Origin of the sequence: Bacillus cereus group sp. MYBK245-2, from assembly GCF_051916145.1 — a bacterium.
Taxonomy (GTDB): Bacteria; Bacillota; Bacilli; order Bacillales; family Bacillaceae_G; genus Bacillus_A; species Bacillus_A pacificus.
In genome coordinates, this window is sequence record NZ_JBQAGB010000002.1 from 43,190 (window position 1) to 62,336 (window position 19,147).

The window sequence follows — 19,147 nt, forward strand, 5'->3', positions numbered from 1 at the left end:
TAAAGTAGAAGAGAGGAAGATTATAATGAAACAATCTTTATTCGGACGTGTACGCGATGCAATTTTAGCAGATTTTCATAATGTGTTAGATGAGAAAGAAAGAAAAAACCCAATTGCTATGTTAAACCAATATTTACGTGATAGTGAGCGTGAAATAACAAAAATTGAGAAGTTAATTCAGCGTCATAAAACATTAAAATCTAACTTTGCTCGTGAGCTTGAGCAAGCACGTTATTTCGTGAATAAAAGATCTAAGCAAGCGATCATCGCTCAAGAAGCAGGCGAACTACAACTACATGAGCGTGCATTAGAAGAAGTAGCTTATTATGAAGGGCAAGTAACTCGATTAGAAGAAATGTATGCAGGTGTTGTAGAACAAATTGATGAGCTAGAGCGTCGTCTTTCTGAAATGAAAAATAAATTAAAAGAAATGCACGCAAAACGTATGGAATTAATGGCACGTGAAAATATGGCACACGCAAATCGTCGTATGAATGCTGCGATGCATAAAATGGATGAAAATAATCCATTCTTACGCTTTGAAGAAATTGAAGATCATATTCGCGACTTAGAAACTCGTATGAACGAGGAGCATGAACGTGACACATTTGATATGAAGATTGCAAAGCTTGAGCGTGAAATGAAAGAAAAGAATGATGTATCGTTAACGAAAGAGTTAACAAAATAATAGTAGTATATTATAAAACAGGCTTATGATATAGTGATAGGAGAAAAGGTGTTGGAAAGCAATGCCTTTTCTTCTATGTATATGTGACAAGAAGGGGGGAGCTGAAATGAAGAAACATTTTTCAAAGACACAATTAATGGGGATGCTCCTCATCATATTTGGATTCGGTCTTTTTCTTGATATGATACTTGGACATTTTGAACCAGGTGGTCTCATTTTTGCATTTATTATGCTTATGTTTGGAAGGCATTATCGTAAAAAGAATCGTTATGTACGGGGAAATGTATTTTTATTTGTCGGTGGTATCGTATTTTTATTCTTCTTATTTTCATCAGCAGCATTTGTTCTTGTCGTATTTGCTTGTTTAGCTTTAATTGGTTATCAATTGATTCAACAAGGGCATCAGCAAAAAGCAATGAAGGTTGAAATTAAAGAAGAAGGGATTATAGACGAAGAGAAGCAAATATATCGTACAGAACCATATTTAAAAAATATGTTTGTAGGCAATGTACGAATGATGGATCATATTTATGAACTTGAGGATATTAATGTTCAATATGGTGCTTGTGATGTGGAAATAGATTTAACAACTGCTATGATTCCAGAAGGAGAAACGGTAATTGTTATTCGGGGTGTCGTTGGTAATATTCGTTTATATGTGCCATATGATATTGAACTGTCTTTAAATCATTCTGTTATTGTCGGACGTGTGCTCTTGCCAGGTCATGAGGAGACAGGGTTTAACCGCAATGTTACATTTAGAACAGAGCAGTATAAAGAGGCTCCTCGTCGTATTAAAATTATTTCTTCGCTTGTCGTAGGCGATACGGAAGTGAGGAAAGTATAATGAAGAAACAAAAAAATATTTCGTGGATGTATATTCGTTATTCTATGTTGTCCTCAGTTAGTATCGCACTCATTTGTACAATTGTATATGTATGGAAAAGCGAGCAACAAGTATATGATTTATTATGGAAGGAATCCATCGCTTCTGTTCCAATTGGCTTGTTTATTATGACTACAAGTTTACTTATCGGGGGGATTGTAGGATATGCAATCGGTTACTATATAGAGCAGCGTATACAAGGATTAAATACGTTTCTATTTGAAGTAGAGCGAGGGAATTTTCCGAGTGATGTTTCGTTTACTGCAGATGATGAATTTCATGAAGTGGAACGAAAAGTAATCGGTCTGGCTCGTCGATTAGAGGAGCAAGCTGGACTCTTTCAAAAGGTAACGAATGAACGAGCTCATTGGAATGAAGAGATGAGACAAGAAGCGATTTCCCAAGAAAGGCATCGATTGGCGAGGGAGCTGCATGATTCTGTAAGTCAGCAGCTTTTTGCAATGTCGATGATGATGTCGGCTATTAATGAACAAGTAGCTGAATTTCCAGAAACGACGAAAAAGCAGTTACAGCTCGTTGAAAATATGGTTGTAAATGCACAGTCAGAAATGAGAGCATTGCTTCTTCATTTACGCCCAGTACAGTTAGAAGGTAAGAAACTAACAGAAGGTATAGAAGAATTATTAACAGAACTATCTAGAAAGCAACATATGAAAATTGAATGGTTAATTGAACCGATTCAATTAAAAAAAGGTGTAGAAGATCACTTATTCCGCATTGTACAAGAGGCGCTATCTAACACTTTACGTCATGCGAAGGCAAAGAAAACGGAAGTGCGTCTTCGAAAAATTGATCAATATGCAATATTGAAAATTATTGATGATGGTGTAGGTTTTAAAGTAGGAGTGAATAAGGCTGGTTCTTACGGATTAAGGTCAATACAAGAGCGTGTTCATGAAATTGGTGGGACATTAAAGGTACTTAGTTTTCCAAATAAAGGTACACAAATAGAAGTAAAAGTACCGATTATGATTGAGAGAGGGGGAGAATCATGATTAAAGTATTACTAGTGGATGATCATGAGATGGTTCGAATGGGTGTATCAGCATATTTATCAACGCAGCCAGATATTGAAGTAGTTGGAGAAGCTGAAAATGGAAGAAAAGGTTCAGAGTTAGCTTTGCAATTAAGGCCGGATATTATTTTGATGGATCTTGTCATGGATGAGATGGATGGTGTTGAAGCAACACGTGCTATTATTCAAGAATGGCCAGAAGCAAAAATTGTAGTTGTAACGAGCTTTTTAGATGATGAGAAATTGTATCCTGTTATTGAGGCCGGAGCGACAAGTTATTTATTAAAAACATCAAGAGCGAGTGATATAGCAGACGCTGTACGAGCTACTTATGATGGAGAAACGGTATTAGAGCCGAAAGTTACTGGTAAAATGATGTCTCGTATGCGTCAGAAGAAAGAACAACCTTTGCATGAGGAGTTAACAGAAAGAGAGTCTGAAATTTTGTTATTAATTGCAGAGGGGAAAAGTAATCAAGAGATTGCAGATGAGTTGTTTATTGCCCTCAAAACAGTAAAGACACATGTGAGCAATATATTAAATAAGCTAAATGTAAGTGACCGGACACAGGCGGTTATTTATGCGTTTCGACATCAATTGACGAAATGATAAAGTGAAATTTTAACCAGTGGGGTGGTCCCCACTGGTTATTAGTTTGTACAAAATCTTTTTATTGACGCCAATAAATGTAAGCGTTATCATTAAGTTGTTAACAGTACATACAAAGGGGAGAATGTATATGCTAGTTCAAACTATATTCGGTATGGATAAGTCTAAAAAACTAGGAGATTATGTGAACGCATTACAAGCGCTTTGTGAACAATATAATGTTGAAACAGATAAAATTGCAATTGTTGAGGCGACAGAAGAGTACTATTTATTTTTAATAAAGCAAGAAGAGTGCTACGATGTTGTCAAAGTAGAAACAGTGGATACAAATATCGATTATTATACGAAAGCGTATAAAATAAGCAGTTTTAATCATACTGCTTATCAAATGTAAAAAAACTCCCTTTCGGGAGTTTTTTAGGATGCTTTTATTTCACGAGATTCGGTGAGTAAGGGAACTTTTTTCGCGCCGCTTAGCTTAGCGATTGTAAGGCCGATAAGAGCTCCGATTAATGCAGGTACTAGCCAACCTATTCCTTCATTATATAAAGGGATAAATTCAAAATATGATGTGATAAATGAAACTGAAATACCACCTTGTTTTAATCCATCAAATACGCTTACGATTGCTGCGCCAATTAAAGCACCTACATAAACAGAGCGATATCCACCGAAATATTTATGCAGTAACGATAGTAGAACAAGTACAATCGCAACTGGATATACAACAAGTAAAATTGGAACAGAGATGGAAATGATTTTTGTTAAACCTAAGTTGGCAACTAATAATCCCAATACACAAATGATACTTGCGAATGTTTTGTATGAAAATTTAGTCAATAATGTTGAGAAATATTGACTACATGCAGATACAAGTCCAACACATGTTGTTAAGCAAGCGAGTGTAACGATAAGAGATAATAAAAGCAGACCATATGGACCGAATAATTGTTGTACGATTACAGTAAGTAATTTTCCACCATTCTTTGCATATCCGAGCGAGACGCTAGTTGCACCGAGCCAGCCAAGCGCACCATATACAAGTACGAGGCCAATAGCAGCAATAAGTCCAGCTTTGGCTGTTGCGATGGCAATGGATTTACGATCCTTCACACCTTTAGAGCGAATGGTATTTACAACGATAATGCCAAATGCAAGTGCTGAAATGGTATCCATCGTTAAGTAACCTTCCATAAAGCCTTTGAAAATCGGAGAAGTTTGATACTCTTGCATTGCAGGTCCTGATTGTCCAAGTGGTGTAAATACACTTTTAACAAACAATAAGAAAATAGAGAGTAATAAAATAGGTGTTAATATATTTCCGATACGATCTACAAGTTTAGATGGATTCAAACTCAGCCAATATACGATAGCAAAGAAGATGATTGTATATGCAAAAAGTGCTAGGCTGCTAGAGCGAATCGTTTCTGGTAAGAAAGAACTAACGCCCATTTCATAAGCGACATTTGCAACGCGTGGAATACCCATAGAAGGACCAATGGCGATGTATACAACTACCGTAAAGAATATTCCGAATAATGGGTGAACATGACTTGCAAGTTGCTGCATACCATTTCCTGATAAAGAAATTGCGATAACTGTTAGTAGTGGTAAACCCACTCCTGTTAGTAAAAATCCAATCATTGCCGGCCAAAAGTTTTCGCCTGCATTTTGTCCAAGCATGGGAGGGAAAATTAAATTACCTGCCCCAAAAAATAAAGAAAATAGCATAAGACCCGTGAAAAAAATATGTTTTTTTGATACAGTGTTCATTGTTTTTCCTCCTTTTTTAAAATTCATTTGTAAGAACACAAAAAACTCGTCCCTAAAGAAAGGGACGAGTTATATTTACCCGCGATACCACCCTAATTTATACATGTAGAAATAATTCTATATGTATACGGCTCTGCAACGTACAACATGATACGTGTTCCTTGTAACGGGGAACAGCCGGTAAGAACTTACTATAACATTCGGTTCTACTTCTCGGAGATGATTTTCGGCTACGCACTGAACGTTGGCTTTCAGCAAATCGCCAACTCTCTGGGGGACAGTCCTATAACGTACTCGTTCTCGTCAATGAATTTTTATTCAAGTATTCTGAAAGTATTGTTACATTTTTTTTTTAGAAAGTCAATATATTTTTTAATAAAATATATATATGCGGAAATGTTATTTGTTTTGGAATGAATAGTTGATGTAAATTGAATTGTAAAACAGAAGTAAAAATTTGCGGAGAATTGTAAAATTTATAGAGAAAGTTGATATTTATAGGAGTAAAGAAGGGATTGTTTGAATTTAGAGAGAATAATACAACAATCCACTTGCTGGAAAGAACAAACCAAAAGAGGTGACTGAAATGCTTGCGATGGGAGTATTATTTGGCATTATTGCTATAATTGGTTTTATGTGGTTATATTATTCGCGTTCGTTTAAACAAGCAGAAGTTTTACTCTTTCAAAAAGGTAGTTTGTTGACAAATCAGTCTAGATATTTAGTATGTCCGAAGTGTGGAAGTGCGCAGGCCAGAAGTGGAGGATATCAAGAGTGTTGCAAAATTAGATTATGAAAGAAGGAAGCCTCACATTATTTTGTGAGGCTTCCTTCCTTACAACTTCATGGCGCTCCAAATGGTCCAACGATCTCTTTCGATAATAGGAGAGACGTTTTGTAAGGCGGTCTTTACTTGTTGTAGAAGTTGAGAAAGTTCATAATCTGTTAGTTCATATAGAATGGATCGGCCTGTTCGAGGTGATAAATCTTGCAATAATGCCTGTACAGAACCATGTATTTTTCGTATCTCCCATTGTGTTTGAGTCGGGAAAACGTGAAGAAAATATTTTTGTAATTCTTGCTGTATCGTGGTGGTTTTTGGACGTCTTTTTGATTCTATTTCAATGAGTTTTGGGAAGATAGAGAAAAAATATCCACGGATGTGTTCGGGACTTCCAGGGATCGTACAATCTTCAATAGTTCGGTCTTGTACAATAAGTACACCGTTTTTCTTTAATATACGAGAAGCTTCACGTAGAAATGTAGGAACGTCTTGTAAATGATGAATAACTGCGCGCGAAATAACAATGTCGAATGTATCATTAGGATATGGGACGCTATGTGCATCACCTTGAATGAAAGAAATGTTTGAAAATCCGCTACAATTTTCTTTTGCAGCCTGTAATATTTCTTTTGAAAAATCAAGCCCAACAACACTTTCTGCTCCCATAAGAGCAAGTTCTTTCGTATAAATCCCGCCACCACAGCCGATATCAATTATTCGTTTCTTTTGTACGTCTGTAATATTTTTTATCATTTCTCTCCAAGAAATATGGGCGTTTCGCTGTGCGTATGTGTATTTATTATTTGCATCGTGAAAATTAATGGACATGAAAAAGACCTCCTTTCAATGCTTAGTATAGCGTATTTTATAGTGTGTCACGTTTTTGTTTTTTGTATGAAGATTATAAGAGTTTCTTATTGTAAAAGGAGGATTAAGTTGAAAATGAAATATGTATTGCTGTTATTTGTTATGTTACTAGCATCTTGTAGTCAAGTTGAGCAAAAAAAAGAAACAAAAAAAGTGGAAGAGACGGTGAATGAAGTGAAAGAAACAATAGAGGTAACCGTTATACAAAAAAAACATAAAGAGAAAAAGTTACAGGAATCAGAAGCTAAGGTAGTAATAGACATTATAGATAAAGCTGAGAAACAAGAAATAACAGGTAGCTTTGGTGAACCTGAATATGAAATACAAATTAGTAGAGATGGGAAGAAAGAAACGTATTATGCATGGCTAAGAGGAGAAGACAGACGAGGATGGGTACAACATAAGAAAGCTATGTATATGCTGAATAAAAAAGATACAGAAAAGCTTTTGGCTATATTTCCAAATGTATCAGAACAAAAAGAAGATGAAACACAGGCAGGTCCTTTAACGGAAGTAACAAAAAAAGATTTGCAGATTACCGCGTTCCATATTAAAGCGGGCGATCAAAAAGTGAATTATACAGTACGGTATACGATTTCACAATCACTATACAACAAGTTAGAGAAGGAACAAGAATACTATTTGCAGGTCATTTTTCCAGAAAAAGTTCAAAAATTAATTGGAGCAAAAGAGAGTGGAAAAATCTTAGGAGAAAAGGTAAAGGAAGGATATAAACAGTATGAATTGCATGCTACTGTTCCGGTACAAGGTGCTTCAGAATCACAATTAAAGTCATTAGAAACATATTATGAAAATTATGATTTGAAAATATTAAATAGTAAACAAGAAAAAATAGGTGTTTTTCAAAATATTATTCAAATTGTTAAAGATTATGGTGAAAAAATGAATTTACAAAGATAAGGTGAAACGTTATTCGAGATAAACTCCTCAATTCTATATGAACTTTCCTAGGAAATGATAATAGAGAGGGGAACCCCCCCTCTCTATTACTTTGCTTTTGCAGATGGCTCATTCATTGATTTTCGTGTAATAAGAAAAGAAATCATAAGAGCGGAAAGGATGATAAGAGCAATAAATACGTGATTGGGCAACAAATCTAATAGTAATACGTAACTAACGGTATAAAAAATAAGAGTTGAGGCTAAAAAAGATAGAGCTCCTATTATGAGAGATTGTAAATTCAATTGTGTGCACCTCCTTTTATTTATATTTTTGTCTAAAAATGGATTATATAAACATTATTTCTAACAATAGAAAAAAATATGTCATAATAGAAAAAAGAACAAGCTTTGATGAATGTATATCATTCATTAATGAAAGATAAAGGAGAGGAATATGAAAAATAATAAAAAAGGATTATGGGGAATTATTGTTGCAATAGGGTTATTTTTACTTTCTAAGTTAAAGTGGGTATTTGCAATTTTTAAATTAGCAAAGTTTTCAACGGTATTTAGTATGTTTCTATCACTTGGTGCGTACGCAGTTATATATGGTTGGCAATTTGGGGTAGCGCTCATTTATTTGTTGTTTATTCATGAAATGGGTCATTTATGGGCTGCGAAAAGAAAAGGTATACCAACATCGCCAGCAATATTTATTCCATTTATGGGCGCTCTTATTGGGATGAAAGAGATGCCTAAAAATGCAAAAGATGAAGCATATATTGCCTATATGGGACCTCTTTTCGGATTACTTTCATTTTTACCGGCTATTCCACTTTATATGATAACGAAAGAGCCGTTTTGGGCGCTCATTATTTTACTCGGAAGTATGATTAATTTCTTTAATTTAATTCCGGTTTCTCCGTTAGACGGGGGACGGATTATTTCAGTTGTAAGTACGAAAATTTGGGGAGCGGGGCTTGTTTTACTACTTGGGTATTCAATTTATTTTAAAAGTATTTTGGGCGGATTTATTTTTATTATCGGCTGTATGGAATTGTATAGAGTAATAAAGAGAGATGAGCCAATTAAGGAATTAGGATATAAAATTGATGGAATGAAAGAATATGTTGCAAGGCTTGAAGAAGAGTTAAAAGAAACTGGTGCAGTGCATCGGAATATATATATGATGCAACATGAAATAAATGTATTAAGGCAAAAAGAAAGAGAGAAAGAATTAAAAACAGGAGAACTTCAAAAGATTGAAGTGTTAGAGTATCTTTTACCAAAGTTTGAGCCACTTGATTACGTCCCATATGAAGATGAAAAAGAAACACATACAATTCATATACGAGAAGCATTTGAAATGTCAGAAAGAAAATTACAGGAATGGGATGCAGACAAGAGACAACAGGAAAACTATTACAAAGTGGATACGAAAACGAAATGGACAGCATTTGCTTGTTATATCGGATTAATGGCTATACTCGGTTACGCAGCTTATGAAGGGTATATGGTTTTACAAGAACATTTGCCAACGAGGAATGTATAGAAAAATATTGTCGAAATGATAAGCTAGCTAGCATTCTAGTTAGCTTATTTTCTTTTGTAAGTGCAATGTTCATATATTTTTCACAAAAACACCGTGTTAATAGTGATTAAAATCACAATCTGTATTATACAATTCGGTTAAACTAAAAACAGTTAAGGAAATAGAGGAGTGGGATACAATGTTAAGTGAAAAAACAATTGAAATCGTAAAGTCAACAGTACCATTATTACAGGAAAAAGGCGTTGAAATTACAACGAGATTTTATGAAATTTTATTTTCGGAACATCCGGAGCTATTGAATATCTTCAATCATACAAATCAGAAAAAGGGAAGACAACAACAAGCGTTAGCGAATGCTGTTTATGCAGCTGCAACGTACATTGATAATTTAGAAGTTATTATTCCAGTTGTAAAACAAATTGGTCATAAGCATAGAAGTTTAGGTATTAAAGCAGAGCATTACCCGATTGTAGGTACATGTTTACTACGCGCAATTAAAGAGGTCGCAGGTGCACCTGATGAAGTTTTAAACGCATGGGGAGAAGCTTATGGTGTCATTGCTGATGCATTCATTAGTATTGAAGCAGAGATGTATGAAGAAGCGGCACATAAAGAAGGTGGATGGAAAGATTTCCGTAACTTTGTAGTTGTAAAAAAAGTGAAGGAAAGCGATGTTATTACGTCATTTTATTTGAAACCTGAAGATGGAGGGAAAGTTTCTTCATTCATCCCAGGACAATATGTAACGGTTCAAATCAATATTGAAGGTGAAACATATACACATAATCGTCAATATAGCTTATCAGATGCTCCTGGAAAAGAATATTATCGTATTAGTGTCAAGAAAGAAAAAGGTGTAGATACACCGGACGGTAAAGTATCTAATTACTTACATGATCATGTAAAAGAAGGCGATATGTTACCAGTAAGTGCACCAGCGGGAGATTTCGTATTAAATATGGATTCAACATTACCAGTTGTCCTAATTAGTGGTGGAGTAGGTATTACACCAATGATGAGTATGCTAAATACGTTAATTGAACAAGATTCAAAACGTAATGTATGTTTTGTTCATGCAGCACTAAATAGTAATACACATGCAATGAAAGAACACGTTGAGGCAGTAGATAATGAATACGAACAAGTGAAAGCATACACTTGCTATTCGGCGCCGACTGAAAAAGATCTGGAAATGAAAAACTTTGATAAAGAAGGTTTGATTGAAGCTGAATGGCTGCAAACGATTATTCCGACAACGGAAGCAGAATTTTATTTCTGTGGTCCAGTAGCATTTATGAAGCATATAAATGCTACATTAACTGATTTAGGTGTGAAACAAGAGCATATTCATTATGAATTTTTCGGTCCAGCAGCAAGCTTACAATAGATGGAGTTTGAAGAAGCAAAAAAACGAGGTATTATTTCACCTCGTTTTTTATTTGTTCTCGCAATAATCGATTTACCGTTTCGCGGCGTATACCGATGAGCTGACCAATTTCAGTTTGTGTTAATATTTCATATATAGGAATGTCACCTAAATATAGTGTGAACCATTCTTGTAAGCGATGAAGACGTTCTTTTGGAGAGACGGTCGTCAATTGGTCGATACGTTGCTGCATCATTCTTAATTTTGACTGTAATTGCATAGCGATATTTGCATATGATGCAGGATCCGCTTGAAGTTGATTGTACCACTCATTGCTAATTATAGGTTCAACTTCCGTTTTCATTAAAGCGATTGCTGTACCGTGATATTCCTTCGGTGAAATTAAGGAATGGTGAGGTATCGTTTCTCCTGGAACGATAATGTTAAATAGAAATGGTGTTCCATCTTCTTCTATCCTTACTACTTTTAATAAACCTGTTTTTATAAAATATAAAGGACCGTCCTCACCTTGACGGAATAGTACATCTCCTTTGTGTAGAATCAATGTTAGCCCCCCGTTTATTAAACATTTCTATTTTTTAGTGTATATGTATAAAGACAATATGCTATTTAAACAGCAATTTCATTGACGAAATATATGCTATTACAGTAGTATACTATTTAGTGTGTAATAGTACTAGCAATGAATACGCTGTAGGGGGTTTAGTATATTGTTAGATGCGATAAAAATGACGGATATGAGAATTCCGGCAAATGCCATCATTCATGTAGAAGAGATGAAAGGTGGAGTCGTGTTATCCGTTGAAGTGGATGGCCAAATTATTTATACGATGGCTTATGATGAAGAAACAGATAGTTATGCTGAATTGTATGATCGAAACGATAAGAGGGCGTGCCAAGTACATGAAGACTTTATGGGATGGTCACTTCTTCACTAAAAAGATGTCAATATGACATCTTTTTTTATTAAAACGATAGAATATACAAAGAAATGAAATATAAGGATAAAATTTGTAATAAATGATTTTGCATTGTTAGCACTTTGTAACTGCAAGTAAATTATTTTTTCGCTATCATAAAGGTAACAGTCGCAGTTATAGGAGTGGTCAACGTGAAGAAAGTACATATTTCCAATTACATGTTATTATGTGTTTGTTTAATTTTATTTGTTCTCTTAGGAGGATTTTTATATTCATGTGTATAAGAAAAAACGCATTCTAAAAAGAACACGTTATAAAAAAGAAGTAATGATTAATCTAGTCCCAAGAATAATTAATGTGATACGTAATAAATTAATTACGGCGTTACCGCTTAATTTTGTATTAATATATGCCCCGATTTTTCCACCAATCCATGCACCAGGAATAAGAATTAATGCGTAAATCCAGCTGACATTTCCAAGGGAGATGTGAGTTGCAGAACTTACAATTGCTGATAGAAATACGATAAACATCGAAGTTGCTACAGCAATATGTGCTGGGAATGCAAAAAGTAGCATCATTGCTGGAACAAGTAAAGCACCGCCACCAATTCCAAATAACCCAGATATAAAACCAACTATAAAGGCGATAAAGATAGCGAGAAGCGGTGGGAATTGATAGTGTACAGTGTTTCCTTCGTTATCTGTAAAAGAGCGCTTGATTACAGTCATATTTGATAAAGAAAGGGGTTTTAATTTGTCTCGTAACATAAGAAGAATGGAGACAAAAATAAGAAAAATCCCAAAATATAAAGAAAATGTATCTTGGTTTAAAAATTTATTCGCCCACGAGCCGATGATACCACCAGGGCCACTCCCGATAAATAAAATAAGTCCACTTTTGTAATCTACTCGTTTATGCTTCATATAAGTAAGGGTGGAAGATAGTCCTGTAAAAACGACTGTTACCATTGAGGTTCCTACTGCAAGTTGTGGTGATAGGCTGTGTAATCCGATTAATAACGGAACAATAATAATTCCGCCGCCAAGTCCGACTAGACTCCCGACTGTCCCGGCGATTAGCCCGATGAAAAGTAACATGATGTATTCCAAAATTGCCAACTCCTCTATATAACTTATCCACCAATTATTATACACGCTTTTTCATGGGAAAAAGCTTTGTTCACAAAAAAGTCGTCTTCCTAGAAAAATAAGGAAGACGACTTTTAATTAAAAGATTAAGTGTAATAAAGAATAAAATAAAGCAGCTAAAGAAGCTGAAATAGGAAGTGTAATAACCCAAGTAATTAACATGCGTTTTGCAGTTCCCCATTTTACACCTTTCACACGATGAGAAGCACCAACCCCTAAAATAGAAGAAGAGATAACGTGCGTCGTACTAACTGGTAAGTGAATGAATGTTGCCCCGAAAATAACAAGAGATGATGATAAATCAGCAGCTACACCATTTACAGGACGAATTTTCATAATTTGTCCACCGACAGTTTTAATGATTTTCCATCCGCCGACAGAAGTACCAAGACCCATTGCAATGGCACAAGATAATTGTACCCAGAACGGGATATCGCTAGAAGTATGATAACTATTCGCCATAAGAGCCATTGTAATGATTCCCATTGCTTTTTGCGCATCATTCGTACCATGTGTATAAGCTTGTAATGCAGCAGTGAAAATCTGGAATATACGGAAGTTTTTGTTCGTCTTCGTTAAATTAAAGTTTTTAAAGACGACTTTAAAAATACTGTATACGATATAACCAATAACAAATGCGATAATTGGTGAAATGATTAAAGCTTCAATAATTTTTATGAATCCTTTAAAGTTTAATGAACTAAAACCAGCAGCAGCGATAGCTGCACCTGCGATGGAGCCAATGATTGCATGCGAAGAACTACTTGGAATACCGTAGTACCAAGTAATCAAATTCCATGCTATTGCCGCAAGTAAAGCAGCTAAAATTACAAGAGAACCATTTTGTAAAGCGAACGGATCAACAATATCTTTCGTAATCGTTTTTGCTACACCTGTAAATGTCATCGCACCTAAAAAGTTCATAATAGCTGCCATAATAATTGCATGTCTAGGCTTTAGAGCTTTCGTTGAAACAGCCGTTGCAATAGCGTTTGCTGTATCGTGAAATCCATTAATAAAGTCAAAAGCTAAAGCGCAAATGACTACTAAAACGGTCAGTATCAAGAGTGTATCCATGATCAAACTCCTTACGCGTTCTTCATAATAATTGTTTCTAATACGTTTGCAACGCTTTGGCAGCTATCCGCTACTTCTTCAAGCTCTTCGTAAATCTCTTTGTATTGAATGATCTTAATTGGATCTTTTTCACGAGAGAATAAGTGCTTAATCGCGTGACGGCGAATATCATCACATTGTGATTCATAATCTTTAATCTTAATCGCATTTGTACGAATGTCGACTAATTTTTTGTTAGACATTAATTCAACAGAGTTTGCAATTTCAATCGCACATTGATTAATTGCTTCTACGAATTTAATCATGTATTCATCAGCTTCTGTAATAGAATACATTTCGAATAGACCAGCACTATGATCTAATCCGTCTAATACATCATCCATACTCATTGCAAGCTGTAGGATGTCCTCACGTTCAATAGGAGTAATAAACGCTTTGTTTAGCTCCATAATGATTTCGTGAATAAATGAGTCACCTTTTGACTCATACTCTTTCATGCGCATAGAAAACTCTTTTAAATCGCTAGCATTTTTAATTTTATACTCCACGAAAAACTGCGCGCCTTCTTTTAAATTTTCGGAAACATTCATTAACATTTCAGAAAATTTATCTTTTTTTGATTTAAAGACCATTATTAGTTACCCCCACAAAAGTAATATATGTAAAATATATTGGCTAGTCAATTCTAACAAAAAACTGTCGTTTTTTAAAACATTTTATCGAAAAGTTTACAAAAACTTAACATAACTCTTATTGTTGTATTAATAATATTAATAATCAATATTGAATATCTTACTTGTAGAATGTCCTTTTCTTGCAAAAAGTATGAATGTGAAAGAAAAGCTTTACACTACAGGAAAGACTACGTTATTATAATAAATTTAAAAGGAGGTATATTCTTCCTTTTGAAAAGAAGAGTGTAAACAAACGAAGGAAGTGAACGAATGAAATTGAAGAACACTCACTTAAAAAAAATGCAGGAGTGGTTCAACAAGAGGAAGAAGCTTCGTAATTCATTAATTGTATTAGGAAGTTTGCTCGCTACTCTATTTATTGCTATAAATATAATAATTTCTATTCAAGACATATCTGAATTAAAGCAGGCTGTTCCGCAGCCGACCTTAATTTATGATGCAAATAATGAAGTTGCGACTAAATTAGCTTCTTCTAAAACAGAAGGCGTAAAAAAGAAAGATATTCCTGATATTATGGTTCAGGCCATTGTTGCAGTAGAAGATAAGGAATTTTTTAACCATCACGGGATTTACTATAGTGGAATTATAAGTGCAGTTTTTAAAAATATTACAGCAGGAGAAGTTGTAGCAGGGGGAAGTACAATTACACAACAACTTGCGAAAAATGTATTTCTGACACAGGATCGCACATACTCTCGAAAAATTAAGGAATATTTTTTAACAAAAAAAATAGAGCGTACGTATACGAAAGATGAAATTATTGAAATGTATATGAACCAAATTTATTTTGGTGAAGGTGCTTGGGGTATAAAAAGGGCAGCTAAATCTTATTTTGATAAAGATGTAAAAGATTTAACAATTTCAGAAGCAGCAACGATTGCGGGCTTGATTAAAGCACCATCTGCGTATTCACCTTATAAAAACTTTAACAAGTCAATTGAAAGACGTAATGTCGTATTAAGTTTAATGAAAGAGCAAGGGTATATTTCGGACGAACAGTATAATAAAGAAAAAGAGAGTGGACTTGTGTTAAAACGTGGCGTTGATGATAAATACAAGGGAAAATACTCTCAATATGTAGACTATATTGTTAGAGAGGCGATGGACAAGTACGAATTAACACAAAATGAAATTTTAGCAGGTGGTTATCGTATTTATACAGAGCTTGACCCGAAAAAACAACAGGCCGTAGAAGACGTTGTGAATAATGATAGTTATTTCAAAGATAGTGGCTCAGACCAACTCATGCAAACGGGTGTAGTTCTTATGAATCCCAAAACAGGTGGTGTACCAGCTTTAGTTGGAGGCAGAGGGCCGTATCAGTTTTTACAGTTTAACCATGCAACCCAATTAAAAAGACAACCTGGCTCAACGTTAAAGCCTTTGGCTGTATATGTACCAGCGTTAGAACAAGGATATGAAGTATACGATATATTAAAAGATGAACCATTTAACATTAAAGAATATAAACCACAAAATAGCGATCATACTTTTCACGGTGATGTGACAATGTATGAAGCCGTAGCAAAGTCGTATAATGTTTCAGCTGTGTGGCTATTAGAACAAATTGGATTAGATAAAGGATTGAAATCTTTAGAGCGATTTGGTATTCCATTAGTGCCAGAAGATCGTACGTATCCAATTGCTTTAGGCGGTATGCATGTGGGAACATCTCCATTTGTAATGGCTCAAGCATACAGTACATTTGCAAATGACGGAGTCCAAGTGGAAGCTCATGCAATTAGGGAGATACAAAATGCTGAAGGTGAAACGCTTGGAAAGTGGTATAAGAAAGAGACACGAGTGACGAGCGAGAAAGTTTCTCAAAAAATGACATATTTATTAAAAGGTGTTGTCGAAAAGGGAACGGGCGAAAAGGCGAAAGTTAATAATGTTGATACGGCAGGTAAGACAGGAACTACTCAAATTGTAAATGGCCCGAGCACCGGTGCAAAGGATTCATGGTTTGTTGGATACACACCAGATTTGGTAGGTGCGATTTGGGTAGGATATGATAAAACCGATAGCGATCATTATGTTCCGGGTGGTAGTCAAATTACGACGACAATGTTCCGGGATATTATGAAAAAAGCGAACGCAAATCCAGCTCAAAAAGCATTTCAGTTATCGCTCATATCTGAGGCTGATTATAAAAAACAATTGACTACAATAGAAGAGGAAAAACGAAGAAAAGAAGAAGAGAAGAGAAGGAAAGAAGAGGAACAACAACGAAAACAAGAGCAACAAGAGTGGCTTGATAAAGTGAAAGAATGGATTCCTTCATTTTGGTAAAAGAAAGAGGCGAATAACGAAATTCGCCTCTTTTTTTGTACAAAAACAACATAAAATTTTAATCGGTAGAGAGTTTTGTCTATCTTCATTAGCTATTAATCCATATCTATTGAGATACATGATATTACTCGTTAAGTATAATATTCGTACTGCCAAAGGATTCGGAATCGTATGTGACGATTATTTGGCCTTTACTAATAGGTTCGTAAGGTAATTCTTCTTCGTAATTACCGCTATTTTCATTGTGGATAGAAAGTGTGATTTCATCGACTTTTTTATTTGTATACTGATCTTTAATCATTTCAGCAATTTGGAGTAACGCCTCGGAACTAGAAGCTTTCGTAATAAGTATCCCTTTTATAACTTTTTTTTCATTCTTTGTGGCATTGGAATAAGGGATGTTGCTTTGTTTCGTATATAGAAGTTTGTATGGAGCAGTTTTTCTCTCTGCTTTTGATATAGTGGAATATTTTAGAGTTAAAAAAAATCCTACACATAAAATAATGCATACCATAAGTGCAAACCAAATGCGTATTAGTGACATAACTCTCATTTTCATCCCTCTTTCATATCTTTGACTTCACTATTTATCATACAAAATGAGGATTAAGATAGAGTAAATTTGAAGTAAAGAAACGTAAAGAAGGAGCACCTATCCTCCCAAATAAGTGCTCCTTTTTATTCAAAGAGAGATTTAATAGACAATCAAAAACTTAGTACTTATAAATGTGCTTGATAACTCCAAAATAGTATTGGAAATTGTGGTTAGTAAATTCGGAAGATGGAAAGTATAGCAGTTGTTTCGCCTGTATTAGGAATAGAAATAGTATTTGCTGTAGGCTGTACAGAAATTGTTGTGCCAGCTGTTAAAGTAACAATCGTTGAGAAAGAAACCGCACTACCGATAACGTTAGTTGAGAAATTACGAGTAGGTGGTTGCCCGTTAAATGAAAGACCGAAGCCAAATGGTGAAGAACCTGGGAAAGTTGTAGATGCAGAGAAACTAATATCATATACACCAGTTTCTAAAACAGTTAGAGTATCAGAACCATTAAAGGATATATTTGACAATTCAAATGATTCATTAAATTGTATATTACTTCCTGGTGATACAGTTTGTGCATTTGTGTTTCCTAATACAGCCGTAGTTACAGGAATTGGAGTACCCGCCGGTCCTGTTGCACCCGTAGCGCCAGTAGCGCCAGCCGGTCCTTGAATACCTTGAGGTCCTTGAGCCCCGGTAGCACCTGTTGCACCTGTTGCCCCGGTAGCGCCAGTAGCGCCAGTAGCGCCAGCCGGTCCTTGAATACCTTGAGGTCCTTGAGCCCCGGTAGCGCCGGTAGCACCTGCAGGTCCTTGAACGCCTTGAGGTCCTTGAGGCCCGGTAGCGCCGGTAGCCCCCGCAGGTCCTTGAACGCCTTGAGGTCCTTGAGGCCCAGTAGCGCCAGTAGCACCTGCAGGTCCTTGAACGCCTTGAGGTCCTTGAGGCCCAGTAGCGCCAGTAGCACCTGCAGGTCCTTGAACACCTTGAGCCCCCGTAGCACCAGTAGCACCTGCAGGTCCTTGAATACCTTGAGGTCCTTGAGCCCCGGTAGCGCCGGTAGCCCCCGCTGGCCCTTGAACACCTTGAGGTCCTTGAGCCCCGGTAGCACCTGTTGCGCCTGCAGGTCCTTGAACACCTTGAGGTCCTTGAGCCCCGGTAGCGCCGGTAGCCCCCGCAGGTCCTTGAACGCCTTGAGGCCCAGTAGCCCCGGTAGCGCCAGCCGGCCCTTGAATACCTTGAGGTCCTTGAGGCCCTTGAGGTCCAGTAGCGCCTTGAGCGCCTGCTGGTCCCTGAGGCCCAGTAGCACCTTGAGCACCCGCCGGTCCTTGAGGTCCAGTAGCACCTGTTGCGCCAGTAGCCCCGGTAGCACCAGTTGCTCCTCCTCCAAGGCATCCTGACCCGTATTGAACTAGGATAGCTTGGATCTCTGTTATGAGTTTAACTAGTTTGTCGGTCGTACAACAATCTACTTTGAATAACTTAGCGATATACAATAAATAATTAAGCAGGCTTTGTAGTTCAACGTACAACGCTCCGCATGAGAAAGGTGTTGTTCTTAAAATAGTTAATAGATTAGCAATGATAGAATTTCCAATTTGTCTTTGTGCTGGAGATAAATCTAAGCAATTGAGAAATTTTTGTAAGTTATTTAGGGCAGCGATCAAGTTATCGATATTATTTTGAGAAGGGTTTTGAAAGACAGCTTGAATAGCTTGGCCAAGAGCTTGAAGAAGTCTAACGAATTCTGTAAGTTCGGACTTAGAGATGTTAATATGACTACAAGCTCTGACTTCGCAACAGTCATTACCATAAAATACTTTTCCTTTATTTTTATTGTTCATCTTTTCATTCCTTTCTTTCATAGAATCAATAGTCATTACTATATATTAAAATGAAATTTATACTAAATCCGTGATGGACAAACTACCATTTCTAAAAAAATAAGAAATTGGCCCGCTTGGCAAACAAATAAGTAAGATATAGA

Annotated in this window: 20 protein-coding genes and 1 other annotated feature; of the genes, 11 read left to right on the forward strand and 9 right to left on the reverse strand. The window is 35.9% G+C overall.

Translation table 11 applies throughout. The annotated features are described in order from the left end of the window. Positions 1-25 precede the first annotated feature (25 nt). The 5 genes from ACTFRN_RS05000 (at position 26) to ACTFRN_RS05020 (ending at position 3,613) form a co-directional block, all read left to right on the forward strand. Positions 26-688, forward strand: coding sequence for a PspA/IM30 family protein (locus ACTFRN_RS05000; protein WP_088106565.1), 663 nt, complete (start codon positions 26-28; stop codon positions 686-688). A 106-nt stretch (positions 689-794) separates the two neighbouring features. After that, complete coding sequence (liaF, locus tag ACTFRN_RS05005; RefSeq protein WP_000716091.1) at positions 795-1,535, forward strand: cell wall-active antibiotics response protein LiaF; 741 nt, start codon at positions 795-797, stop codon at positions 1,533-1,535. Then, entirely contained in the window at positions 1,535-2,590 is a 1,056-nt protein-coding gene (locus tag ACTFRN_RS05010) for a sensor histidine kinase (protein ID WP_000744320.1), read from the forward strand. The genes liaF and ACTFRN_RS05010 overlap by 1 nt, the downstream gene beginning before the upstream one ends. After that, positions 2,587-3,219 carry a response regulator gene (locus tag ACTFRN_RS05015; RefSeq protein WP_000598709.1) on the forward strand — a complete coding sequence of 211 codons (633 nt, stop codon included), beginning with the start codon at positions 2,587-2,589 and terminating at the stop codon, positions 3,217-3,219. Before ACTFRN_RS05010 ends, ACTFRN_RS05015 begins: the two co-directional genes overlap by 4 nt. Positions 3,220-3,274: 55 nt before the next feature. Continuing rightward, positions 3,275-3,613 carry a DUF3922 domain-containing protein gene (locus ACTFRN_RS05020; protein WP_370530097.1) on the forward strand — a complete coding sequence of 113 codons (339 nt, stop codon included), beginning with the start codon at positions 3,275-3,277 and terminating at the stop codon, positions 3,611-3,613. Between the two features lie 23 nt (positions 3,614-3,636). On the opposite strand, the gene brnQ3 is transcribed toward ACTFRN_RS05020, so the two are convergent. Then, positions 3,637-4,992, reverse strand: coding sequence for a branched-chain amino acid transport system II carrier protein BrnQ3 (brnQ3, locus tag ACTFRN_RS05025; RefSeq protein ID WP_001099152.1), 1,356 nt, complete (start codon positions 4,990-4,992; stop codon positions 3,637-3,639). Between the two features lie 57 nt (positions 4,993-5,049). After that, positions 5,050-5,308: a binding site (T-box leader), on the reverse strand. Between the two features lie 270 nt (positions 5,309-5,578). On the opposite strand from brnQ3, the gene ACTFRN_RS05030 reads away from it, so the two are divergent. Next, positions 5,579-5,788, forward strand: a complete 210-nt coding sequence (locus ACTFRN_RS05030) for a hypothetical protein (protein ID WP_000880630.1) — start codon at positions 5,579-5,581, stop codon at positions 5,786-5,788. A gap of 39 nt (positions 5,789-5,827) precedes the next feature. Here the strand turns inward: ACTFRN_RS05030 and ACTFRN_RS05035 are convergent, their stop codons facing one another. After that, positions 5,828-6,604: a class I SAM-dependent methyltransferase gene (locus ACTFRN_RS05035; RefSeq protein ID WP_000026256.1), complete on the reverse strand. Its 777-nt coding sequence runs from the start codon at positions 6,602-6,604 to the stop codon at positions 5,828-5,830. 108 nt (positions 6,605-6,712) lie between these two features. On the opposite strand from ACTFRN_RS05035, the gene ACTFRN_RS05040 reads away from it, so the two are divergent. Then, positions 6,713-7,564: a hypothetical protein gene (locus ACTFRN_RS05040; protein WP_000782993.1), complete on the forward strand. Its 852-nt coding sequence runs from the start codon at positions 6,713-6,715 to the stop codon at positions 7,562-7,564. 86 nt (positions 7,565-7,650) lie between these two features. Here ACTFRN_RS05040 and ACTFRN_RS05045 read toward each other — a convergent pair whose 3' ends face one another. Then, complete coding sequence (locus ACTFRN_RS05045; RefSeq protein ID WP_001053353.1) at positions 7,651-7,848, reverse strand: hypothetical protein; 198 nt, start codon at positions 7,846-7,848, stop codon at positions 7,651-7,653. A 151-nt stretch (positions 7,849-7,999) separates the two neighbouring features. Here ACTFRN_RS05045 and ACTFRN_RS05050 point away from each other — a divergent pair, with 151 nt between their 5' ends. Both ACTFRN_RS05050 and hmpA read left to right on the forward strand, forming a co-directional pair. Beyond that, entirely contained in the window at positions 8,000-9,097 is a 1,098-nt protein-coding gene (locus ACTFRN_RS05050) for a site-2 protease family protein (RefSeq protein ID WP_000794485.1), read from the forward strand. A 178-nt stretch (positions 9,098-9,275) separates the two neighbouring features. Next, positions 9,276-10,484 (forward strand): NO-inducible flavohemoprotein, encoded by a 1,209-nt coding sequence (hmpA, locus tag ACTFRN_RS05055; RefSeq protein ID WP_000947720.1) that lies wholly within the window; start codon positions 9,276-9,278, stop codon positions 10,482-10,484. Between the two features lie 31 nt (positions 10,485-10,515). Here the strand turns inward: hmpA and ACTFRN_RS05060 are convergent, their stop codons facing one another. Then, positions 10,516-11,028 (reverse strand): Crp/Fnr family transcriptional regulator, encoded by a 513-nt coding sequence (locus ACTFRN_RS05060; RefSeq protein ID WP_000600575.1) that lies wholly within the window; start codon positions 11,026-11,028, stop codon positions 10,516-10,518. Positions 11,029-11,194: 166 nt separating this feature from the next. Between ACTFRN_RS05060 and ACTFRN_RS05065 the strand changes: the two genes are divergently transcribed. Beyond that, positions 11,195-11,422 carry a hypothetical protein gene (locus ACTFRN_RS05065; RefSeq protein ID WP_000882907.1) on the forward strand — a complete coding sequence of 76 codons (228 nt, stop codon included), beginning with the start codon at positions 11,195-11,197 and terminating at the stop codon, positions 11,420-11,422. Between the two features lie 293 nt (positions 11,423-11,715). On the opposite strand, the gene ACTFRN_RS05070 is transcribed toward ACTFRN_RS05065, so the two are convergent. The 3 genes from ACTFRN_RS05070 to ACTFRN_RS05080 form a co-directional block, all read right to left on the reverse strand. Next, the gene (locus ACTFRN_RS05070; RefSeq protein ID WP_000455758.1) at positions 11,716-12,516 is read right to left on the reverse strand and encodes a sulfite exporter TauE/SafE family protein; all 801 of its coding nucleotides are present in this window, start codon (positions 12,514-12,516) and stop codon (positions 11,716-11,718) included. 117 nt (positions 12,517-12,633) lie between these two features. Further along, complete coding sequence (locus tag ACTFRN_RS05075) at positions 12,634-13,632, reverse strand: inorganic phosphate transporter (protein WP_000380271.1); 999 nt, start codon at positions 13,630-13,632, stop codon at positions 12,634-12,636. An 11-nt stretch (positions 13,633-13,643) separates the two neighbouring features. Then, the gene (locus tag ACTFRN_RS05080; protein ID WP_000231448.1) at positions 13,644-14,264 is read right to left on the reverse strand and encodes a DUF47 domain-containing protein; all 621 of its coding nucleotides are present in this window, start codon (positions 14,262-14,264) and stop codon (positions 13,644-13,646) included. Between the two features lie 312 nt (positions 14,265-14,576). Here ACTFRN_RS05080 and ACTFRN_RS05085 point away from each other — a divergent pair, with 312 nt between their 5' ends. Beyond that, positions 14,577-16,619, forward strand: a complete 2,043-nt coding sequence (locus ACTFRN_RS05085) for a transglycosylase domain-containing protein (protein ID WP_000769283.1) — start codon at positions 14,577-14,579, stop codon at positions 16,617-16,619. A 124-nt stretch (positions 16,620-16,743) separates the two neighbouring features. On the opposite strand, the gene ACTFRN_RS05090 is transcribed toward ACTFRN_RS05085, so the two are convergent. Both ACTFRN_RS05090 and ACTFRN_RS05095 read right to left on the reverse strand, forming a co-directional pair. Then, entirely contained in the window at positions 16,744-17,172 is a 429-nt protein-coding gene (locus tag ACTFRN_RS05090) for a hypothetical protein (protein ID WP_001265562.1), read from the reverse strand. 212 nt (positions 17,173-17,384) lie between these two features. Continuing rightward, positions 17,385-19,004: a Gly-Xaa-Xaa repeat protein gene (locus tag ACTFRN_RS05095; protein WP_140383353.1), complete on the reverse strand. Its 1,620-nt coding sequence runs from the start codon at positions 19,002-19,004 to the stop codon at positions 17,385-17,387. Between the last annotated feature and the right edge of the window lie 143 nt (positions 19,005-19,147).

What these genes read in the sequence shown, in the direction of transcription:
- hmpA (WP_000947720.1), top strand. Translation starts at nt 9,276, where the DNA reads ATGTTAAGTGAAAAAACAATTGAAATCGTAAAGTCAACAGTACCATTA.
- brnQ3 (WP_001099152.1), bottom strand. Translation starts at nt 4,992, where the DNA reads ATGAACACTGTATCAAAAAAACATATTTTTTTCACGGGTCTTATGCTA.
- ACTFRN_RS05085 (WP_000769283.1), top strand. Translation starts at nt 14,577, where the DNA reads ATGAAATTGAAGAACACTCACTTAAAAAAAATGCAGGAGTGGTTCAAC.
- ACTFRN_RS05010 (WP_000744320.1), top strand. Translation starts at nt 1,535, where the DNA reads ATGAAGAAACAAAAAAATATTTCGTGGATGTATATTCGTTATTCTATG.
- ACTFRN_RS05000 (WP_088106565.1), top strand. Translation starts at nt 26, where the DNA reads ATGAAACAATCTTTATTCGGACGTGTACGCGATGCAATTTTAGCAGAT.
- ACTFRN_RS05095 (WP_140383353.1), bottom strand. Translation starts at nt 19,004, where the DNA reads ATGAACAATAAAAATAAAGGAAAAGTATTTTATGGTAATGACTGTTGC.
- ACTFRN_RS05080 (WP_000231448.1), bottom strand. Translation starts at nt 14,264, where the DNA reads ATGGTCTTTAAATCAAAAAAAGATAAATTTTCTGAAATGTTAATGAAT.
- ACTFRN_RS05015 (WP_000598709.1), top strand. Translation starts at nt 2,587, where the DNA reads ATGATTAAAGTATTACTAGTGGATGATCATGAGATGGTTCGAATGGGT.
- ACTFRN_RS05075 (WP_000380271.1), bottom strand. Translation starts at nt 13,632, where the DNA reads ATGGATACACTCTTGATACTGACCGTTTTAGTAGTCATTTGCGCTTTA.
- liaF (WP_000716091.1), top strand. Translation starts at nt 795, where the DNA reads ATGAAGAAACATTTTTCAAAGACACAATTAATGGGGATGCTCCTCATC.
- ACTFRN_RS05030 (WP_000880630.1), top strand. Translation starts at nt 5,579, where the DNA reads ATGCTTGCGATGGGAGTATTATTTGGCATTATTGCTATAATTGGTTTT.
- ACTFRN_RS05050 (WP_000794485.1), top strand. Translation starts at nt 8,000, where the DNA reads ATGAAAAATAATAAAAAAGGATTATGGGGAATTATTGTTGCAATAGGG.
- ACTFRN_RS05090 (WP_001265562.1), bottom strand. Translation starts at nt 17,172, where the DNA reads ATGAGAGTTATGTCACTAATACGCATTTGGTTTGCACTTATGGTATGC.
- ACTFRN_RS05035 (WP_000026256.1), bottom strand. Translation starts at nt 6,604, where the DNA reads ATGTCCATTAATTTTCACGATGCAAATAATAAATACACATACGCACAG.